Source organism: Streptococcus parasanguinis (assembly GCF_001073155.1).
Classification (GTDB): Bacteria; Bacillota; Bacilli; order Lactobacillales; family Streptococcaceae; genus Streptococcus; species Streptococcus parasanguinis_D.
Map to the genome: position 1 here is coordinate 1 of NZ_JVEE01000053.1, position 2,069 is coordinate 2,069.

Here is a 2,069-nt window from a genome sequence, read left to right on the forward strand (position 1 = left end):
TTTACCGACTCCAACATTTGCAGATCGTAAAGGATTTCTTGAATTGGTTCTGAGAAGGCTGTAATATAACCAAAACTTGCAACCACCTCAGGGATACCAATTTGATGATGATATAGAGAGTAAGCTAGATAGGAAAAGAGAATAAGGCTAATGAATTCAAAAGAAATACCCGTCAAGAGAATACCTGTAATTTTAGTCAAACCATACCCAAGATACTTATCCTGCAAGTTTTTGAGAGAACTTCTTTGTTGCTCTATAAAATGAGGTAGAGTGAGTTTGTTAACTAGGTGATGTCCTCGGAATAGATCCTCCAAGGTCCGATAATAATCACCTTGCTTTTCAAGATAGGTCTGTCTACGCTTCGCAGTCAATTGACCAACGATCTTTGGAATTTGAATACTGATAGCCGTTGAAATCAGTAGGATCAGCGCCACTATAGGATTGATCGTTCTGGTAATAATGATGGTATAAATCAAAATTCGTAGAATCTGCTTAAAAAAACTCATCAATGGAGGTAGATAATCTTTTTCCAGTGAATCAAGATCATTAGATTGATAAGAAATGTATTCTGCGACTGTTTTCTGCTTGAAATCATGGTGGGCAAGTCCTAAAAGAGATTGAAACCAATCGTTCTTTAGATTTGTCGAAAAGAGAATGGCCTGTTTCCAGTCAAGTCGCATTTGGATGTAGTTGCAAGTCAGGTAACCTATAACTGCGATGCAATAACCTGACAAAGCTATTTGATAGTGGCCACGAATTAATTCTTGTGTAAAGTATGGAAGAAGAGCAGTACAAATATTGGACAGTCCACTAAAGAGAAAATTAAAGAAAAGATACCAGCGCAAAGGCTTAAGGTATTGAAGCATAGACGAAACTCCTTGCTAGTGCTGTTTTTTTACATATTTCAGAGCAATTTCTGCTATTACCTGATTCAGATAAGGCAATTCCAGGACATTGGGTGCAATAATTGGCAATTGTACAAGTACTACAATTTTTGCTATCTTTTAAAGTATATGTTGGTAAAGTAGGTGAATAAATTTATTTCAAAGTCAAATACTTATCACGAAAAAAATCTAAGTGTTTTCTATTTGAAATAAAATTAGTTAGTTATGCTAGTTGAGATGTGTTTTTTCTAAAGTTATCATCCCATTCCTTCACTGCCTCAGGATTAAGAATAATATTAATTGTCTCTAGAATAGTTTGATGTATTTTTAAAGCATCCTCTTTGTCACCCCAAAGATAATCAAATATGGCTTTAAGTTCATGTAGATACAGTTTTTCAAAAGAAAAATAGGTTGGATAATTTTTGTTAAATAATAATGTCAGAAGTTTTCGGCTAGCGTTTCTTTCTTTTCGTTCTAAAAAAACAGATAGGCAGTTTAGGACGGTATCAATTTTAATACGATCTAGGTTATTTTTTAGCGACTGAGGAGTATCTTCGAGAATAGTATTAGTGAAGACTATAAGAGCATCCGATGTAAAATAAGGGACGAGATTACCAAGCAGACCGACATCAAGATTTGTCCAGTACTCTAATGAAATAAAGTAGTCAGTGAGTTGAAAAATGGTATCTTGAGGAACGGTTAATTGCTTTAGTTCGCAGATGATTACCTCTAAAACGCGAGCTATGATTTGGTAAAGGTATTGACCTTTCTGATCTGATAACTCATAGAGATATGATTTTAGTTCGGAAAGTATCTGAGTATCTTTGTTATTCAGTGCCTCTTCTAACTGCTCGGTTAGCTGGTAAAAATCTTTGTCTCGGAAATCTTTCCATTCAAAGAATTCATTAATTTCAACTAACATAAATCCTAGAAGTCGAAATAGAACATCATTAGAAAGGGTTGTATGACCATTTTCAAAATCTGAAATACTGGTGGCAGAACCAGCAATTTCTCCAAGTGCTTTTAAAGATAGTTTTCTTTGTTTGCGAATTGCCTTAAATTTTTCTCGATTAGTCATGTTCGGATTTCCGAAATTTCTCCTTTTCACATTTTTTATATTATACAATACTGATATTAAAAATGAAATTGTTGAACATGATTTTGATCAAGATTATGACGTCTTCA

2 protein-coding genes are annotated in these 2,069 nt (G+C 34.1%); both read right to left on the reverse strand.

The genetic code is table 11. The features are described 5' to 3' along the window. The coding region (locus ADH92_RS09950) for an ABC transporter transmembrane domain-containing protein (RefSeq protein WP_049498313.1) at window positions 1-866 on the reverse strand (866 nt) is incomplete at its 3' end. Between the two features lie 241 nt (window positions 867-1,107). Next, on the reverse strand, window positions 1,108-1,962 hold the full coding sequence (locus ADH92_RS09955; RefSeq protein WP_049498315.1) for a helix-turn-helix domain-containing protein: 855 nt from the start codon (window positions 1,960-1,962) through the stop codon (window positions 1,108-1,110). Window positions 1,963-2,069: the final 107 nt, after the last annotated feature.